This is a genomic window from Lewinella sp. LCG006, assembly GCF_040784935.1.
Classification (GTDB): Bacteria; Bacteroidota; Bacteroidia; order Chitinophagales; family Saprospiraceae; genus Lewinella.
Window position 1 is genome coordinate 5,540,499 of sequence record NZ_CP160680.1, and the last position, 17,453, is coordinate 5,557,951.

Here is a 17,453-nt window from a genome sequence, read left to right on the forward strand (position 1 = left end):
AAGAATAAGGCACTGATAACAGCTTGCCCGGATTGTGATTTTTCACCTGGTTGCTAATACATTGGTCACTGGTCATTAGTGATGTGTATAAAGCGCTAAAACACCATATTCAATGATTACTTCAAACACTAACAAGTTTTGGAAATGGAGTGCCTATGCACTCGTATTAAGCATTGGCTTTGTAGGTTTGTCCAGTATACCTTACGATCAGGAAACGGATAAGCTCAATTTCCCTCCCAAGCTTACCCCTGTAACCCCTTACGATGTTGATTTAGCCGAAAAAAAGGCACTAGAAGATGCTGGGAAATTCAATGAAGTGCAACGACTTTTTGAGGTTTTTTCCTGGCAGATGTTCGTTGCTCTAAACTGGCCTTACGAAAACGGTAAGCCTGCTCCAACGATCACTGGGGCAGGGAATCCACTTTGGAACAGTTGGAAAGAAAGTTACGAGGTGTACAAAAGTGATGGCTCGGCTCCAACTCCCTGGGGAGGTGATGAACTACCGCTGTTCGCTCAGAATAAAGTTGATAACTGTGAAAACATTCTTTACCGTACCAGCAAGTTTGCCCATTTGAGCAATACCGATTACGCGGATGAAATCGATCAGGCTTTTTCGGCGCCCATCTGGGATCAAAATGGAAACATGGTGCGGTATGAGGTCCGCATGAACGAGGTGGAGTTTGACTATATCGTCAAAAATGAACTCTACAACCTGGATGGCCAAATCAAGTTTTCGGAAAATGGCACCAAGGTGGTCAATTTCCCTTCCGGGAATAAGAAAAAGCAAGGAGCCATAGAAATCAAGCTGGCTTGGAAAATCCTGGCCGATGACGATCCCTTCCTTGATCGCTATTATCACTACAAGGCTTGTGTGTTAAACGCTGATAACACGTTTACGGAAGCTACTGTTGGGATGATAGGTATGCATATTGCTACCAAGACCGTTTCCTCTCCACAATGGATTTGGGCTACTTTTGAACACGTCGACAACCTGGAAGTCAATGTTTTGGCTACGCACAATGGTCATTATCTAAAGCCCTCATTTTATGATCCTAACTGCCAAACTTGTCCGATCAATGTTTTTCCGGATACCAGTGCAGCCTTGGTCAAGAATCAGATTCAGCGCGTATTGCCCATCCCCATGGCAACGCAGGCTTTAAATACGCAGGTGCAGGGAGTACTGGCCGCCGCAGATTCCCCCCTTCAATATTATCAATTGATTGGTGCACAGTGGCCTACCAATCCCACCAAGCCTCCCTATCCTGTTCTTCCTCCCTCAGATACGACCAAACGGGCAGTTCCAGAAGCCGTCATCAACAAAGCAGGCGGAGATGCTACGCCCGTATACCTCACCAATATGGTGATGGAAACGTATTTCCAGGGGGCAACGCAAGGCACAAATTTCAACTACCTCATTGCCAACGAACCCGCTTGGTTACAAATTGAAGGCTTCCCTCAGCAAACCACGGAGTTGATTTTTGGTACAGAAAGTTGCGTGGGATGCCATGCTTCAGCATCTATCGCGGTAAGAGATACGATCATAAGCGGCAAGCGAAGTGCCATCTTCGGTCAACGCTACCTTTATGAGAGTCAGGCCATTGGCGACTTCAGCTGGTTGATGCAGTTGAAAGCAAGTTTTAAGCAAGCACCTAAAACTCGCCCCGTCACCAAAACGCCTTCTAATCAGTAAAGTTAATACCACCGTTTTTAAACCCATATCGGGCGAGGTCACTCGCCTTTGAAAACAATCTATATTATGTCAAACTATCGTTACGTCCAAGTCGACGAATTCCAAGCCAATGCTGATGGTTGGAACCAGATGGGCCCGGTCAATTGGACCCAATCAGACGCCAGCACTATTCTCCTCACCAATCAGGATAATAAAATTGTCCAGCTATCCTTTTTATCGGCTACAGCGCTGCGCGTTCGGTTTAATCCGGCCGCACAACAAGCCAGTGATTACGATAATAACAATTCTTACGCGGTCGTCAATCGCAACCTGGGAACCGTGAACCTTTCTGTACAAACACTTCCAGACGATGGGGGTACTCTGCTGCTTGATACCGGCGTCTTGCAGGTAAAGGTTGGTTTGGCTCCCTACGGTATTGCCGTTTACAAAAAGGGGCAATTGATTCATGAGGATACTTATGATAAGAACCTCATCTACAGCAATGAGGCGGTTGCCAATTTGAAAAAAGCACCGGCCAATGAAAAATATTATGGTTTTGGTGAGAAAGCTGGTGATCAGTTGAACAAGCGTTCCTTTACGATGACCTTTTTCAATTACGATAATTTCACCTACAATGATATCGCTTCAGACGGCTCACGAATGATCCCTGATTCGCAAATGGAAGGAGGCCCACTTAACCCTACCGGCCCGCTTTACAATACGATGCCACTGGCTTTGGCGGTAGGCTATACGGATCCTAACAACCTGGCTGGCTCTTTGTACAGCTATGGTTTGTTTTTGGACAATGTCGCGCAGACCTACTTCAATATGGAAGCCAGTGATTACTCCGACATGAGTGGGAAGTACTATTTCGGAGCCCTGTATGGCGATTTGGATTATTACATCATGGTAGGCGATGCCGAAAACCCTATCAATGATGTCATGCGCCAATATGCCCTACTTACTGGTGGATCGGCAATGCCCCCTAAGTATGCTTTTGGTTACCAACAAGGGGGGTACGGCTATTACACCCGCGAGATATTGGAAGGGGTAGCACAGGATTACCGCAAGAACAACTTCCCCATTGATGGCTTGCACATCGATGTTGATTTTCAAGACAACTACCGTACCTTCACGAGCAGTAAGCGCAAATTCCCCGACGCAAAGGGGATGTTTGATGGCCTGCACAGCGCTGGTTTTAAGTGTAGTACCAATATCACAGGCATCATTACGGCCAACCCGCTGGATGAAAACGGTGATACAACTACGCCTTATCCAACGCGAGATAATATCTTGAATTTGAATCAGGATAATGCTGCCATTTCGACCTACAAGGACGATGCCCCCGTTCATCCTTTTATCTACAATACAAGGGATGGGCAGGGCGAAAACCCCAATATTTTTATCGCCAATGAGGGGTATGGGAATAGTAATGTTGTGGCAAAATATTCCCCTTCGCCGGGGCATCCGGATGGGAACGACGACCTGGGTACTTATGGGTTCTATTCCGACATGGGGAACCCCGATGTTCAGAAATGGTGGGGCGAGCAATACGAGTATCTGCTGTCAATTGGCTTGGATATGATCTGGCAAGACATGACTTGTCCTGCTCTGATTCCTAACTTTGATGATAATTATCCAGACAAGACGCTTCCTTTGGATATCATGATGTACGATAGCCGCACGGGGAGTTACGAGCCTAATGCGAAAATCCACAATACCTTCGCGATCAATTTGATCAAGGCCACTTACGAGGGCATCACCAAGCTGAAAGCCAGTGATGCCTTTAAAGGAACGTACAACTACAAAAAGCGCAATTTTATCATTGCACGCGGAGGCTACGCCGGGGTTCACCGTTACGCAGGCATTTGGACGGGAGATTCGGCGTCTAGCTGGGATTTTCTCAAAATCAATGTCCCTGAAGTGCTCAATATTGGCTTGACGGGCCAACCTATCTCTGGTTGTGATATTGGTGGTTTCGCGAATGGCTCGGGAAGTTCCTCTTCCAATGGCGTGACAGACCCTGAACTACTGACGCGCTGGATGACCTGTGGTGCCTTTTTGCCTTGGTACCGAAATCATTACGATAAGTATACCAAAGCGTTTCAGGAACCCTATAACTACGGAGAACCCGTGCTGAGCAATTGCCGCAAGTACGTAGAAATCCGTTATCGCTTATTACAGGTTTTCTATGATGCGATGTATGAAAATACGCAAAATGGCTTGCCCATCGCTCGCGCCCTGTTTGTGAATGATCCTGTTGATCCTCAGGTGTACCAGCATTGTGATGACCAGTTTTTCTTAGGGAAGGATATTTTGGTAGCACCCGTTGTGACGCCAAATACTTACCAGCGTGAGGTCTATTTACCTGCCGGTAGCGAATGGTACGTCTTCAATGATAACACGGAAGTACTGAGTGCTCCAACGCCCGGAGGAACTTTACAAAATTGGAACGTACCCATGGACCTCGTTCCGATTTATGTACGGGAAGGAGCTATTATCCCCTTGCGGCAGCTGGAGCAATACGTAGGAGAATTATCGGTCAATCCGATCACCTTCCAGATTTATCCTGGCAAAGACAGTACCTATACCCTTTATCAGGATGATGAAACGACCACGGCTGCGGAAGAGTCGGGGGCCTACCGGGTTACGGAAATCAGCCACGAGGGTATTACCAACGGCCAAAAGGTGACGATTCAACGCACTTACGATAAATATTCACCGAAGGAAACCTACTATTTTGTAGCACTTATTGGCACCAATCCGCCGGTGAGCGTATCCGCGCAGGCAACATCCTTGAGTGCGGTAGGTACTAAGCTTGAGCTGGATAACAGCAGTACCAACGCTTATTTTTATGACGCTGGCCTGAAAATAACTTACGTGAAAATATTGGATACCGCTGCTCAGCTAACACTGGAAGCAACGTATTAGCGGCGGTCTTTACCCACACAATACAGCCCCTTTATTGCGATTTTCGTAATGGAGGGGCTTTTTTGAAAAAAAAGAGGCGCTTCAACAGCGCCTTCCAAAGTTAGTGTATAAAGCTTAAGAGTTAATTCAATTATAGCGTGCAAGAAACTGGTGTTTGAGATAAGGGTTTTGAAGAAATGCTTAACCCTCAGGAAGTAAGGACGAATAAGTGTTTTCTGGAATAGAGGTTTTTCGTATGGCTAAAACCACTCTTGGTAATAGCTAAGCCACGTTTAGTACTTATCTTGGAGAGATCTACCGTTTTACTGATACATTGCTAGCATGTTTCAAATCGAGAAAACTTATCAGGGCTGGTCATGGGAGAGGGTCAGCAGGCACGTACTGTACTGGATGGCCTGGTTGCTTTTGTACGCAGCCATCAATAGTACCCATCAAGAAGGAAGTTTTCTTACCTGGACAGGTGTAGAGCTCATGATCATGGGCGTTAAGTTGCCCTTCACTTATTTTGTGATTTATTACCTGGTACCTAACTATCTGTTGACCAAGAGGTATACTGTTTTTTTTCCCTTGTTCCTTTTGTCTTCAATCATTGGAGGAGTTGTTATTTGGGGGCTCTATCACTATTTTCTCAATGCTACTTATTTTCATTATCAAGCGCCACAGTTTTTTAGTGCAAAAATCATTTACAAGGTGATTGATTTGATCTATATCGCTAGTTTGCCGATGATGTTTAAGCTCTACCAGCAGCAGCATCTCCAGGAGAAACGAGCTACCCAATTGGTGGAACAGAAACTGGGGGCAGAATTGAAAATCCTCAAGAATCAGCTGCATCCTCATTTTCTGTTTAATACCCTTAATAATCTCTACGGGATGGTGCTCACCCAGCACCCTCAAGCCGGAGAGGTAGTGGTACGGCTCTCTAACATGATGAGCTATATGTTGTATGATTGTGAGCGACCAGCAATCGACCTGGAAAAGGAAATTGAGAACTTGCAGAATTACATTGAACTCGAAAAAATAAGATATGGAAAACGATTGGAGTTTTCCTTTGAACTGGGAGGTGATGTTGCGGGGAAAAGCATTGCGCCACTTTTGTTGTTGCCTTTTTTGGAAAACGCTTTTAAACACGGCGCAGAAACGGATGAAACCAACTCCTGGATACGCATCAATCTATGGGTGGAAAATGGCAATTTGACCTATCTTGTAGAAAACAGTATCCCCTCTAACGGAACGGAAGATATGATGCCCAAGACGCAAAGTGGGGTAGGGTTGGCTAATGTACGCAAGCGCCTGGCTTTGCTTTATCCTGATAGTTATCAATTGGAGATTACCCGCAACGACACCTATTTAATCACCCTCAAACTAAACCTCGATCATGAAATGCCTCATCGTTGATGACGAAGAACTCGCGGTAAAAGTTATCGAAAACCACATCCAGCAGATTGACGGAATGGAGGTTGCAGGCGTATGTTACAATGCCATGGATGCTTTCACATTTCTGCAAAAGCAAGCCATTGATTTGGTGTTTTTAGACATACAGATGCCCAAAATATCGGGATTAAGCCTTTTGAAATCTATCCCGAATAAGCCCCCCGTAATTTTAACCACGGCCCACCGAGAGTTTGCTCTGGAAGGCTTTGAGTTGGACGTAGTGGACTATTTGTTGAAACCTATTTCCCTGGATCGTTTTTTGAAATCTGTAGGGAAAATTTACCGACTGCAACAGAAAACTGCTCCGGTTGCCAAACAGGTGGAGCCAGCCAAGGAGGAAAGTGCTACTTTCTTTTATATCAAAAGCGACCGGCAATTTATTAAAATTCTGTTGGCGGAAGTACTCTACATCGAAAGCCTTCGCAATCATGTAAAGATCGTTACTACCACAGGCAATCATACTACCTTGTTGGGAATCAGTCAGATGGAACAAAAGCTTCCTCCCCAACATTTTACGCGAATTCATCGCAGTTATCTGGTAGCACTCACGAAAGTGGATCGATTTACCCAAACCAATCTCACTATTGGAAAAAAGACCCTCCCCATTGGGCAAAACTATCGCGAAGAAGTTTTACAACGCTTGCAAGTGGACCTCATTTGATTCCTGTGTAGGCTGAACTTTCCTCCTCCTGCCCGTAAGGTAAATCCATGAGTTTACCCTGACCTTGACAAATCCTGCCGAAAAATCTTCTCCATTAGCTCGAAAAGGTCAGGATGCTTACGCTCAAATAGATGTGGCTGACTAAAGAAATATTCTGCGGCTACACTCAGGAATTCGGCCTGGTTGGTTGCACCATAAGGGTTGATATCCGAATCCCGATTTTTGATTTCTTCGATCTCTTCGTGCATTTCCTTCAACCAGGGGATGATGTAAGGGCGCTCCATGAGTATTTCTGGAATGCCATCGGTCTCACCATCCGCTTTATCCAGCAAGTGGACGAATTCGTGGATACCTACATTGCTTTTGCTGCGCTGATCTTCAAAACCCTGGTGAAGGGCCTGCTTGGACAGGATCATCATGCGTTGCATAGCACCGGTGCCTACCATACCCAGGATGTTGCGTTCTTCGCCCTCGGTTTGGTAGTCATGGTTGAACGTATTTTCGTATAGCAATACTTCGTTGAGGTTGTGGTAGCGCCAGCCGGGAAAACCAAATAGGGGGATGGTAGCACTGGCGGCCACCAGTAACCGATCAGTATCGGTCAGTTCTGTTTCGATGCCCGTGATCACCACATCCTCAAAAAACTGAAGTACAGCTTGTTCAAAGCGATTCTGTTCTTCGGTGGGTAAATTTTGGTAATACTTGACTTTCTCGTTGAGAACATCGCGCCAGGCTAGAGGAAAAGGCGTTGGCGGCAACTGATCGGATCGAAAGAAGAGCCACCAACCTATGCCGAGTAGGGCGAAGAGAATAATAGTGATAAGAATGGTTGCAGTCATAAAGCAGGAGGGATAAATGGGCGGGAAATTTCAGGGTAATCGTACTATTACGTAATCGCAATGGTACGATTACCCTGACCCCTGAAGAACGTTCAAACTGGCTTGCTTCTTTACAAACTCCGAGCAAAAACAGCGGTCGCTTTCGCCAGCTGTTGGATAGCTTCTTCTTGGGTGATGCCTGATCGTTTCAGCATTTTGAAGGAATGATCACCACCTTCGATGATGACGAGTTTGCTCTTTGGCAATGTTTCACAGACCTCCTTGATGAGTTCCGTTTTAGCAAAGGTGTCACGTGTGCCCTGGAGAAACAATTGAGGAATACCTATGTCGGCCAAGTGAGCAGCTCTTTCTATACCGATCTTTCCGGGAGCATGCAAGGGGAAGCCGTAATAGACAATCCCTTTTACGGGAGACAAATCTTCGACAGCGGCAAGTTGAGAGGTCATACGCCCTCCAAAAGATTTTCCGCCGACCAGGAGGGTCAGTCCATTCGCATATTCCAGTGCTTTTTTCAAGGCTGCCCTGATGACGGCTTGTGCTTTAGGTGGTCGATCAGGAGCACCCTTGTGGTTCTCCATATAGGCGAAGTTGAATCGCAGGGTGCCGATTTTTTCTACGCCTAATGCTTGGGCCAACTGTTCCATAAAGGGATGTTCCATTCCTGCACCTGCACCATGGCTAAGTACAAGTAGTGCTTTCGCTTGTGTTGGCAAGGATAATAAACCAGAAACGGCACCAATTTCCTCAGAAACAGGGATGTTGATCTTTTGGTTTTCTGACATGCTTGGTTTTTAAGGGAGCGAGAAAATGTAGACACGGATTCATCTTGCAGCAGCCACAAAATGCTATTGCTCAATCGAATGAATTTTGCCACTGTGTGTTAGCTCTTCGCTATCTGGGTACTCATTGGTTTCCGAAATGGTTTTTACAAATTCCGTTGGAGTAAGGTCAAATTCTTTCTTAAAAGACCTGCTGAAAGAATTAGGCAGGTCAAAACCAACCTTGTAAGCAATCTCAGCAATGGTTAGCTTTTGTTGTATTAGGAGGTCTTTAGCTTTTGTCATCCGGAAAGATTTCAACAAATCTATCGGCTTTTTACCGGTTAATTGTTTTACTTTTCTAATGAAATGCATGTGGCTAAGGTGCATTGATTGGCACATGGATTTGACATTAAACTCTGCTTCGGAGAGGTTTTCATTCATCAGGTTGACCAAGCGTGCTAGGAACTCCTCGTCAGGAGAAGCAATGGTCTCTGTTTTAGGCGTAAGCATAAAGTTTTTATTGAAGACTTCTCTAAGCTGCTCTCGTTGCTGTAAGAGGTTGTTCACCCTGACCAGCAGCAATTCCGGATTAAAAGGTTTAGTGATATAGTCGTCTGCGCCTTTAGTGTAACCTTCCAACTTACTTTCTTCCATGGCTTTAGCAGTGAGGAGGATTACGGGGATATGACTGGTAGCAAAATCGTCCTTTATTTTTTCACAAAAGGTTATCCCATCCATCTCTGGCATCATTACGTCACTTAGGATCAGGTCGAAAGATTGGTTGCGGGCCATTTTTAGACCTTCCAAGCCGTTGTTTGCCGTACTGACCAGGTAGTCCCTGCTAAGGATGTCTTCCAGAAAATGCTGCATATCCGGATTGTCTTCCACCACCAGTACGCGTGGCGCTTGGGAGTGCTCATGAGCGGGGCTTGTAGTGGTGGAATGCGTTGTTTCCTCTTGAAGCGTATCCATCAGTAAGGAAGCTTCCTCCCGAGCCATTTTTAGTGCGGGTTTTTCCAATACCGTATCCTTGGTGAGCTCTTCTTTTTTTAGCACCTGCGGTAGATAGATGGTAAATTTCGTGCCCTTCCCCAGTTGGCTATCTACCTTGATCTCCCCTTGCATGAGGTAGACGAGGTCTTTGACGTAGTATAGACCAATGCCAGAATGGTGGGAACCATTAACCCCCTCACCTGAGGTATAGTATTTATCAAAAATCAAATCAATGATTTCCTGGCTCATCCCAATACCGGTGTCTTCTACGATAATTTCGAAATAGTTTTCGTAGAAAGGACTCAAGTTGTTTTCCGATGCTTTTACGGTAGAAAGCTCAACGGTAATACTACTCCCCTCAGGGGTGAACTTGAAAGCATTGGAAAGTAAATTGACAATGATTTTTTCAACCTTGTCGGAATCCAGAAGCGTAATATTGTTATCCGTATGATCCAGGTATTCCAAATGAATATCACGATTGAGCGCGAGCCCGTCAAAGAGATCCACCATGCTGGAAATATAGTCGGCCAGGCAAATGCCACTAAGGTTAAGCTCCAGCGTACTGTGCTCAATGCGGCGCATCTCCAGGAGCTGATTGATCAGTTTGAGCAAGCGCGAAGCGTTGCGTTCAATCGTTCCATAATACTGTTGCCTTCTCTCCAGGGTAAGCTTTCCACTTTCTTTGATCAATTGAGAAATTGGTCCCAGGATAAGCGTGATAGGCGTTCGTAGCTCGTGAGAAATATTGGTAAAGAAGCCAAGTTTTGCTTTAGAAAGGCTTTCAACCTGTTCAATCATTTCTTCGAGCTGATCCCTCTGCTGACGAATTTCTTCGTTGCGGGATTCGAGGTCGATGTTGTTGGTTTCTAGAATTTTTGATTGTTCCAAAATTTGCCCCTGCTGAGCAAGAATCTCGCGGTTTTGGGTTTCAATCTTTCTTCCGCGCTCTTTCAGTTTATCATTGGCTTGGCGTAGTGATTCGTTCAGAATTTCCAACTTTTTCTTTTTGGAAATAACACGGTACTCATACACGAGAAAAATAGCGAGGAAGGCAAGAATAAGGGCAATAAACCAGGCCTGCTTCCAAATGGGAGGCAAAACCTTAAACTCAATACGTGCAGGAGTGGGGTCTACATTGAAATCAAGATCACGGGCCCTCACCTCCAAAGTATGGGTACCACTGGGCAGACTGGTAAACGTGAATTGCTGGTCTTTCGTAAATGGTGACCATTGCTTGCCATTCAGCCGGTAAGCATACATCAGCTGAGTGGCCGCTGTTTTAGCAAAATAATCTTTTCCTTTCCAGGAAATTAAGGTGTTACCGTCAGAGGATACACTTTCCAAAAAGAAGTCAAAGCTGGTTTCTGGTGGTTTGCTGCTGGGGCGGTAGCGGGTTGTAAAGAATTGCCCGTTTTCTTCTTCCGATTTATTGCGTTGATATGCTCTGCGTTTCCAACTGCGGGGTACGTGGTTGACCCAGATGTAGTTGTCGGTATGGTAAATAGTTCCTCCCTCAAAATCCATGTTGAGGCGCTCAGGAAAAATATTCTGCGTCCAGGATTTACCATCGAATTTTGAAATGCCATTTTCCGTGGCTACAATAATCATGCTGTCAGAAAGAGCATCAATACTGATAATCGTATTTCCAGAAAGACCAGAAGAGGTATTGTGATTTTTCCATTCCTTGCCATCGTAAACAAATAACCCATAATACCTGGACCCCACCAGTAATAGTTTGTCTGTACTACAAACGTAGTTGACGTATTGCTGGAGACGTTCATCAGGTAGGGAATTCCAGGTCTTTCCGTTGTAAAACAATAATTGACTCCCCCCCAGCCAGATGTTGCCATCCTTTGATTGACCTATTCCGTAAGAATTAGCCTGGTTAAGTCCGTTTTCCTGAAAAGGATGGTGTTTCCAGGTGAGTTTTCCTGCTTTAGGATCAACGAGTTGTAAAACTCCACTGTAGAAGCCGTGCACTTTTTCACCATCCACTGCTCCTCCAAACCACAAGGAACCATCACGAGCTTCAAAAACGGCCCGATAATCAATACCCCAGGATAATTCCCGGTGGATATGACGTTCCCAGGTGCCATTTTTGAGGACGGCAGTAGCAGCGTATCCCTGGTGAGAACCCGCAGCCCAGATTTGCCCCTGGGTTGTTTTTATGACGCGGATAGGAGCGTCCATAAGCCCATCTTCTACACCGTAAGAAGTCCAGGTATTTCCTTCGCGAAAAACAAGCCTGTTGTTGCGTTCCAGGAACCATTCCTGGTTTGGAGCGACTTCACACTGAAAACTGAGGTTCTCGTAAGTGAGCCACTGCTCGGTAGAAAAATCGAGAAGGAGAACTTTTGACTTGTAGCCAGCGACCCAAATTTGGTCACTTTGGCTATTTTGAAGAATGACTCGATTGGCGGGCACGGGATAAACAGGTGCTTTGTACACCGCCCAATGCCCCTGGTGGTAAGCGAAAATTTTAGCCATGGAACTCAGCCAGATGGTGCCATTGACCGACTGTACAATGTCCGCTAAGTATTCATCACTACCAAAGATTTTATTGATGAAAATGGTCTCCCAGTTTTCGCCATCATAGATGTGTATGCCCTTGTTGGAGGTAGAGTTGATCACCCATATTCTGCCATCAGCAGCTTGAAGCATGCGCTGGTCTTCGCCTAATTCGAAATTATCCTTACTGGCAATCACCTCATACTGATCAAATTTTCCATCCTGTACCTCCTTCCACTTGAAGCGGAGCAATTTGCCCATTTCCATTTTGGTAGTAAGCGCAAACCACACTTCTCCAGCCTTGGTTTCGAGCACATCGGAAGCGTATATCATATCTCCCTCTTTGGTAAGAAAATCGGGAGGTAATAACACGTAAGTGGGGCCAGGAAGAACTGCCTTTAAAGTATTGGCCTTGACCTCAGAAGTATAGATACGCGTGTTGCCATTCGTAAGCAGATGGATAAACCCCCAGTCGGCACAAGCAATCACACTTTGGTCGCGCAACTGCTTGATGCTGTGGAAAGTCATGGTTTGGTCTTCAGGGCTTGTGAAAACAGGAGTCCACTGCAGACCATTATAACGAAAAATGCCATTGGAGGCGGTCGCGTAAATGGCCCCATCTTTAGCGACCAGCAACTGCTCTACTGGTGAAGCGGTTAAGCCATTTTCTTGATTATGGGTTTTCCAATCGTAGCCATCGTATTCCAGTACTCCATCATTGTAACTTACCCATACTTTCTGATCGGCAGATTCTACCACATGACGAATCCCCTTGCCCTCTAGCTCTGGGAAGTGTTTCCAACGCCAAGGCTCCGTCAATGGATTGACGATTTGTGGGCTGTAGGGTTGTGCTCCCCAAGCCATTAATCCTCCCCAAAAAATGAAAACCCAGATCAGGATAAACCTCCCCATAATTAAAGTCTCTTTCCTATGAAAAACGAAAACAGGTACCAAATAGTAAGATAGGTGTTTTATTTGAGTTGGGCAAAGGTTGCAAAATTAAGTATTGAAGTGGTTCCTGTTACAGGAAAAATATGCTGAAGTTGGAAAAGCTGATTGTAAATAAATGTTGGTAGGATAGGGAAGAAAAAGAAGGTTTAGCGGCTAATACCCTGTCGCTGAGTTAATTTATGCGTCCTATTTGGTGAAAAACGGGTGTGCTGACCATCGCTCAATGTCGACCTTTATGGGGATTGTTGATTTTAAGAAAAAACGGCCAAATATTATGGATACTCCTTTTTCATTAGATGGTAAAAATGTATTGATTACTGGTGCCAGTCGAGGACTTGGTCAGGGGATGGCGCTTGCGCTTGCACAAGCAGGAGCATTTGTTATTTGTTGTAGCTCTGCTCCTGGAGGAACCGATAATACCTTGAAACTGATCAAGGATGCTGGTGGGAAAGGGATAGGTTTAGCTGCTGATTTGAGCAAGCGAGAGGAAGTAAAGTTGCTTTTTGAAGCCGCAAAAGAGGCTTGTGGCCAAATTGATGTCCTCGTTAACAATGGAGGTACCATTGCTCGGCACCCAGCAGTAGAATTTCCCCTTTCTGATTGGGATCAGGTGCTGGAAGTCAATCTGACCTCTGCCTTCTATCTTTCTCAATTGGTAGGCGCAGAAATGATAAAAAACGGCGGTGGCAAAATCATTAATACTGCCTCCATGCTTTCCTATTCTGGAGGAATCACGGTGCCTGCTTATACAGCCAGCAAGCACGGTATTGCGGGAGTTACAAAAGCACTGGCCAACGAATGGGCTCAATATAATATTCAAGTCAATGCCATTGCGCCCGGCTATTTCAAAACCGACAACACCCAAAAATTGCAGGACGACCCTGTGAGAAATACGGAAATCACCAAACGTATTCCAGCCGGCCGCTGGGGCGAAGCTGCTGATCTGGGTGGGGCGGTCGTATTTCTGGCTTCAGCTGCAAGCAATTATGTAAACGGCACCATGATTCCCGTAGACGGTGGCTGGCTGGCACGGTGACCTCTACGAATTTCAGTACGAACATTTAGTCCCACTTTTCCTCCCACACTGGATATGCTTTTCTCAGCAAGTTCTGAGGCCACTTTCCGTAAAATCCGTAACCTACCCGCCGCTCGTTCTCGATTTCTTCCAATTGGTAGTGGCTGATGCCGTCTCTACCCGTAAAAATGGGCTTGAAAGTATTGAGTTCGTAGAAGCGTGCCCAGATGGTACTCCCTTCTTCCTCAAAAACGACCCGATCTCGTCCACTTGGTTGATTTGGATCTTTGCGGATTTCTACATTCCATCCTTCAATTTTCAACGCTTCAAACCAAGCAACTGCTGCCCGGACGGCCCGTTTGATCTCTGGTGAAGGCTGGTCAATAGCCATTAACAGATACGTGATGCCGACGCTTTCTGATCCACTGAGTGAGGCGGGCTCAAATTTCCTGGCGGGTGCAGGCTGCAAGGTGTGTCGGTCGTGTTGAGCACACCAAACCGTTAGTTGGCCCTCTTGCACAACTTGGGTGTTTAAAATGCATTGTATGCCTTTTGGGAAGGCCTCTTTAGCGCTTGCACGGAGAGGAGGAGCTACCGCTTGGTAGCGTTCGTCATCTTCTGCCAGGCCTTTTATGATCCACATGACATCGATCATCGCGTTGTCGTTATAGGTGATATGCCCATGGTAGTTGCTGGTGTCGGGATAAGATTGCGGCCAGCCACCCGCCGTGTTTTGAGCCATCAGCAGATAAGCAATACCTTTTTCAGCGGCAGCTAGGTAGGCTGGATTGTTCGTGCGCTGGTGTGCCGCCAGGAGGTATTTTATTTCTGCTGTTGTCGAACGGTCATCAAGGGTGGCATCGAGACGTTCCTTATCGGCGATGAGTTTTACGCTAAGCTCAGCGGTGATCTCTTTACTGTAGTCTGTGGCGTCTCCTTTGTACTGAGGCCAGCCGCCATTTGCTCGTTGGTAAAGCAACATTTTTTCGGCTGTTTCATCGATTGACGATTGATTTATTTGTTGTGCGTTGCAGGTGCAAATTATTATGGTGAAAACAAGAGTCAAGAGTTGTTTCATAGCAGATTGGTTTTATCGTGGGAAGAACAAGCCCCTAAATTTGGGGAATCTTTGCTGTGAATAGCAACAAATGTTATCAATTGCTAGCTAATTGATAAATAATGAATAATCGCTGCGCAAGCGGTTAAGCTACCTTTGGGGAAACGAGATCATAAAACAACATGGTACAACCAAAAACAATAGGTAGGAATAAAATAATCTCTCCCCAATCTCCCAAAGAGCGTCGTCACGATTTACAGGTGATGGTTCCTCTAAAAAATGAGATCAGAAAGGTTGAAGCTTTCAATGCTATTCCCGCTCCTGGTGTGCAAGAAATCATTACAGAAGAAAATTCTAGCTTCCAATTTTTACGCCTCGCAAGAATATTGCTTCAGGAAGGAACAGCGAGCCGTAGCCTAGACAAAGCAGAGGCGGTTTACTACGTCAACCGTGGCAAAGTATCCATAACGGCGAATGGTCAGACGCATACCCTCGGTAAAGGAGATGTTCTTTACGTTAGCGTAGATTCAGAAGTAAGCCTCAGTAGCGATGAGTTTTGTGATGTGAGTGAATACAAGGCAGTGGCTTGCCATACCAAGTACCCGGATAAGCTGGTTCGACACACAGATATTGAAGGTACTGAGCTGGCCGCTGATTTAGGAAGCCAGCGGCCAATGTCACAACGGACCGTATTCAAGTTGGTAGATAAAAATGTCCAGGCAAATCGATTGTTGTTTGGTGACACTTACATGGCTCACCGAGGTGGGGTAGGGAGCTATCCTCCGCATTTTCATGGCCCTGATGGCCCTCACGGATTAGGGGCCAACGCCAAAGAAGAGATTTACCATTTTCGTTGTGAAACGGAGATTGAAGGCGATGTTCCTTACGTGTTGCAAAACTGTGCCTTGCCGGAAGAGAAGGTCAATGTTTACGCCCATATTTTTGATGAAGTAGCGATCAATGTGACACCTACTTATCACGATACTATTGCTCCACCTGCCGTCGACTTTATGTTTACCTGGTGCCTGGCCAGTTTTACGGAAGGCCACCGCGATTGGGCGGAAATTTACAATAAACCAGGCTACGAGAATGAATGGTAAAAGTACAAGTCTATTGATTAGTAAACTAATTTTCAGCTTTCACTTTTCGCTGTTCTCACACGCAAAGAGGAGTTGAAAAACCAACCAAAAATAAAAAAACATCATGTTCAAAATTTTACCTGGCCTACTTCTGTTGCTATTATTAGGCTGCCAATCGGCGGAAGTTTCAGAGGTTACTGCGGTCGATACCGTTGATCACTGGGCCGGCGTCAATGAGATATTGGCAAATATCAAAGCGCCGACCTTCCCGGATCAAACCTTCAATATTACCGAATTAGGAGCTATTGCCGATGGTACGACGGATTGCCTGCCAGCCATCAAAGCGGCCATCAATGCCTGCCATGAAGCTGGCGGAGGTAGGGTGCTGGTGCCGGCAGGTACTTATCTGGCAAAGGGACCAATCCATTTGAAAAGCAACGTTAATCTGCATATCGAAGAGGGTGCGACCATCCTGTTTAGTACCGATGCTAAAGACTATCTCCCCGTTGTCTTCACCCGCTGGGAGGCCGTAGAATGTTACAATTATTCCCCCCTCATTTATGCTTACGAGCAAGAAAATATTGCGGTCACTGGCCAGGGAACCCTGGATGGGCAGGCAAGCAGTGAGCACTGGTGGAATTGGGTGGACAATAAAGGGTATGGCTGGGAAGAAGGCATGCCGAGTCAGGCCGATGATCACAGTCGTCCTAAGTTGTTTGGTTGGAATACCGACGAGGTACCTGTAGAAAATCGCGTACTGGGAGAGGGGAGCTACCTGCGTCCCAACTTTGTACAACCTTACAAATGCAAAAACGTATTGATCGATGGTGTGACGATCCGCAATTCACCCATGTGGGTATTGCACCCGGTCTTGTGTGAAAACGTAACTATTCAAAACGTCAAGGTGATCAGCCACGGCCCTAACAGCGACGGCTGCGACCCGGAAAGTTGTAAGAATGTATTGATCAAAAATTGCTTCTTCGACACAGGCGACGATTGTATTGCCCTCAAATCTGGCAGAAACCAGGATGGTCGTCGGGTGGGTAGACCGATCGAGAATGTGGTCATCCAGGATTGCCAAATGAAGGACGGCCACGGCGGTGTCGTGATTGGTAGTGAAGTCAGTGGCGGTGCTCGCAATATCTACGCCGAGAATTGTATCATGGACAGCCCTAATCTTGAACGTGCCTTGAGAGTAAAAACCAATAAGGTACGTGGCGGAAAAATCGAAAATCTATTCTTTCGTAACATTAAGGTAGGAGAGGTGCGAGAGGCAGTCTTACGTATCAATATGCTCTACCCGATTTATTCGGATACCAACCAAGTATACATTCCGACGATTGAAAATATCTATCTCGAAAATATCACTTCCCAAAAGAGCAAATATGGCATTCTGATTGATGGCTATAGTGCGGAATTTCCTGTCCGTAATATCCAGGTCACCAACTGTCGCTTCAACGGTGTGAAAGAAGGAAATAAGATAACTTTTGCCGAAGGCCTGGATTTGCAAAGTCTTTATATCAACGACGAATTGGTTGATTAGTTTGATTAAAAAACT

General features: G+C 45.8%; 11 protein-coding genes. 7 read left to right on the forward strand and 4 right to left on the reverse strand.

All coding sequences use genetic code 11. The annotated features are described in order from the left end of the window. Nucleotides 1–112: 112 nt before the first annotated feature. The 4 genes from AB0L18_RS20080 (at nucleotide 113) to AB0L18_RS20095 (ending at nucleotide 6,692) form a co-directional block, all read left to right on the forward strand. Nucleotides 113–1,690, forward strand: coding sequence for a hypothetical protein (locus AB0L18_RS20080; RefSeq protein WP_367389109.1), 1,578 nt, complete (start codon nucleotides 113–115; stop codon nucleotides 1,688–1,690). 66 nt (nucleotides 1,691–1,756) lie between these two features. Continuing rightward, complete coding sequence (locus AB0L18_RS20085) at nucleotides 1,757–4,600, forward strand: TIM-barrel domain-containing protein (protein WP_367389110.1); 2,844 nt, start codon at nucleotides 1,757–1,759, stop codon at nucleotides 4,598–4,600. A gap of 321 nt (nucleotides 4,601–4,921) precedes the next feature. Beyond that, the gene (locus AB0L18_RS20090) at nucleotides 4,922–5,995 is read left to right on the forward strand and encodes a sensor histidine kinase (RefSeq protein ID WP_367389111.1); all 1,074 of its coding nucleotides are present in this window, start codon (nucleotides 4,922–4,924) and stop codon (nucleotides 5,993–5,995) included. Beyond that, a complete protein-coding gene (locus AB0L18_RS20095) occupies nucleotides 5,976–6,692 on the forward strand; it encodes a LytR/AlgR family response regulator transcription factor (protein WP_367389112.1) in 717 nt (238 codons plus the stop codon). The genes AB0L18_RS20090 and AB0L18_RS20095 overlap by 20 nt, the downstream gene beginning before the upstream one ends. A gap of 53 nt (nucleotides 6,693–6,745) precedes the next feature. On the opposite strand, the gene AB0L18_RS20100 is transcribed toward AB0L18_RS20095, so the two are convergent. The 3 genes from AB0L18_RS20100 to AB0L18_RS20110 all read right to left on the reverse strand — a co-directional run bounded on the left by AB0L18_RS20100 (nucleotide 6,746) and on the right by AB0L18_RS20110 (nucleotide 12,705). After that, complete coding sequence (locus AB0L18_RS20100) at nucleotides 6,746–7,531, reverse strand: zinc-dependent peptidase (protein ID WP_367389113.1); 786 nt, start codon at nucleotides 7,529–7,531, stop codon at nucleotides 6,746–6,748. Nucleotides 7,532–7,641: 110 nt separating this feature from the next. Then, on the reverse strand, nucleotides 7,642–8,313 hold the full coding sequence (locus AB0L18_RS20105) for an alpha/beta family hydrolase (RefSeq protein ID WP_367389114.1): 672 nt from the start codon (nucleotides 8,311–8,313) through the stop codon (nucleotides 7,642–7,644). Nucleotides 8,314–8,376: 63 nt separating this feature from the next. Beyond that, a complete protein-coding gene (locus tag AB0L18_RS20110; RefSeq protein WP_367389115.1) occupies nucleotides 8,377–12,705 on the reverse strand; it encodes a response regulator in 4,329 nt (1,442 codons plus the stop codon). A gap of 313 nt (nucleotides 12,706–13,018) precedes the next feature. On the opposite strand from AB0L18_RS20110, the gene kduD reads away from it, so the two are divergent. Next, nucleotides 13,019–13,780: a 2-dehydro-3-deoxy-D-gluconate 5-dehydrogenase KduD gene (kduD, locus tag AB0L18_RS20115; protein ID WP_367389116.1), complete on the forward strand. Its 762-nt coding sequence runs from the start codon at nucleotides 13,019–13,021 to the stop codon at nucleotides 13,778–13,780. Between the two features lie 25 nt (nucleotides 13,781–13,805). On the opposite strand, the gene pelA is transcribed toward kduD, so the two are convergent. Next, the gene (gene pelA, locus AB0L18_RS20120) at nucleotides 13,806–14,837 is read right to left on the reverse strand and encodes a pectate lyase (protein WP_367389117.1); all 1,032 of its coding nucleotides are present in this window, start codon (nucleotides 14,835–14,837) and stop codon (nucleotides 13,806–13,808) included. A gap of 161 nt (nucleotides 14,838–14,998) precedes the next feature. Here pelA and AB0L18_RS20125 point away from each other — a divergent pair, with 161 nt between their 5' ends. Both AB0L18_RS20125 and AB0L18_RS20130 read left to right on the forward strand, forming a co-directional pair. Further along, nucleotides 14,999–15,916 carry a 5-deoxy-glucuronate isomerase gene (locus AB0L18_RS20125; RefSeq protein WP_367389118.1) on the forward strand — a complete coding sequence of 306 codons (918 nt, stop codon included), beginning with the start codon at nucleotides 14,999–15,001 and terminating at the stop codon, nucleotides 15,914–15,916. 103 nt (nucleotides 15,917–16,019) lie between these two features. Beyond that, the gene (locus AB0L18_RS20130) at nucleotides 16,020–17,438 is read left to right on the forward strand and encodes a glycoside hydrolase family 28 protein (RefSeq protein ID WP_367389119.1); all 1,419 of its coding nucleotides are present in this window, start codon (nucleotides 16,020–16,022) and stop codon (nucleotides 17,436–17,438) included. The last annotated feature ends 15 nt before the right edge of the window (nucleotides 17,439–17,453 follow it).

Bases quoted from the DNA above. Each gene is read 5' to 3' on its own strand.
- AB0L18_RS20080 (WP_367389109.1), top strand. From the start codon at position 113: ATGATTACTTCAAACACTAACAAGTTTTGGAAATGGAGTGCCTATGCA.
- AB0L18_RS20085 (WP_367389110.1), top strand. From the start codon at position 1,757: ATGTCAAACTATCGTTACGTCCAAGTCGACGAATTCCAAGCCAATGCT.
- AB0L18_RS20090 (WP_367389111.1), top strand. From the start codon at position 4,922: ATGTTTCAAATCGAGAAAACTTATCAGGGCTGGTCATGGGAGAGGGTC.
- AB0L18_RS20095 (WP_367389112.1), top strand. From the start codon at position 5,976: ATGAAATGCCTCATCGTTGATGACGAAGAACTCGCGGTAAAAGTTATC.
- AB0L18_RS20100 (WP_367389113.1), bottom strand. From the start codon at position 7,531: ATGACTGCAACCATTCTTATCACTATTATTCTCTTCGCCCTACTCGGC.
- AB0L18_RS20105 (WP_367389114.1), bottom strand. From the start codon at position 8,313: ATGTCAGAAAACCAAAAGATCAACATCCCTGTTTCTGAGGAAATTGGT.
- AB0L18_RS20110 (WP_367389115.1), bottom strand. From the start codon at position 12,705: ATGGGGAGGTTTATCCTGATCTGGGTTTTCATTTTTTGGGGAGGATTA.
- kduD (WP_367389116.1), top strand. From the start codon at position 13,019: ATGGATACTCCTTTTTCATTAGATGGTAAAAATGTATTGATTACTGGT.
- pelA (WP_367389117.1), bottom strand. From the start codon at position 14,837: ATGAAACAACTCTTGACTCTTGTTTTCACCATAATAATTTGCACCTGC.
- AB0L18_RS20125 (WP_367389118.1), top strand. From the start codon at position 14,999: ATGGTACAACCAAAAACAATAGGTAGGAATAAAATAATCTCTCCCCAA.
- AB0L18_RS20130 (WP_367389119.1), top strand. From the start codon at position 16,020: ATGTTCAAAATTTTACCTGGCCTACTTCTGTTGCTATTATTAGGCTGC.